The organism is Methylophaga sp. UBA5088 (assembly GCF_002414625.1).
Classification (GTDB): Bacteria; Pseudomonadota; Gammaproteobacteria; order Nitrosococcales; family Methylophagaceae; genus Methylophaga; species Methylophaga marina.
In genome coordinates, this window is sequence record NZ_DIAC01000055.1 from 4,665 (window position 1) to 5,664 (window position 1,000).

At 41.4% G+C, this 1,000-nt stretch carries 1 protein-coding gene; it reads right to left on the reverse strand.

The genetic code is table 11. From position 1 onward, the window contains the following. The coding region (locus B4K20_RS07625; protein ID WP_289282462.1) for a sigma-70 family RNA polymerase sigma factor at positions 1 to 1,000 on the reverse strand (1,000 nt) is incomplete at both ends.

Below are 1,000 nucleotides of genomic sequence, written 5' to 3' on the forward strand. Positions count from 1 at the left end.
CGGATCCACCAGGTTGCATAGGTTGAGAACTTATAACCACGTTGATATTCAAATTTATCAACGGCTTTCATCAAACCAATATTACCTTCCTGAATCAAGTCCAAGAACTGCAAGCCACGGTTTGTATATTTTTTCGCAATAGAAATAACCAGACGTAAGTTCGCCTCAACCATTTCTTTTTTCGCGCGGCGGGCTTTAGCCTCTGCAATCGACATTTGGCGTGAAATTTCTTTTATTTCAGAAATTGACATGCCACGACTTTCTGCAATCTCAGCTAAAACTGATTGTGCAGCAATGATTTCGTCGTGATGCTTCTTAATGGTAGAAGAGTAGTGTTTTTTGGCTCTGATATGCTTGTCAGCCCAGTTAACATTGCTCTCATTACCTTGAAATGAATCAATAAAATCACGGCGATTCATGCGAGCTTGCTCTACTACGATATCCATAATAATTCTTTCTTGATTACGGATTTCGTTGACCGTATCGCTCATTAAGACATTGAGATAAGCCAATGTTTTTGGAGTGAGTTTAAACTCCATAAATTGAGCACTTGCCTGTTCGCGTAACGTCTCAGCTTCTTTATCTTCAGCTTTCAGATAGGCATTAAAGCTGTCTTTTAATGCTTCAAACCGAACCCGCGCTTCTTCAGGATCGATTTCACCTGAATCATCATCACTGACGTTGTCTACACTATCGTCATCATCGTCATCATCTGAATCGCTATCAGAATCATCATCTGAATCGTCATCTGTATCGCTGAGATCATCCTGCTCTTCTACGAGCTCATCTGCTGAAACAAAGCCTTTTATTAGCTCATTCAGACGCATTTCCCCTGCTTCTACAGCGTCATACAACTCTAAAAATGATGAAATACATGCAGGATATGTTGAGAGCATCATCAGGCTTTCACGCAAGCCCGCTTCAATGCGTTTGGCAATGACAATTTCGCCTTCACGTGTCAGCAGTTCGACCGAGCCCATTTCACGCATATACATACGTA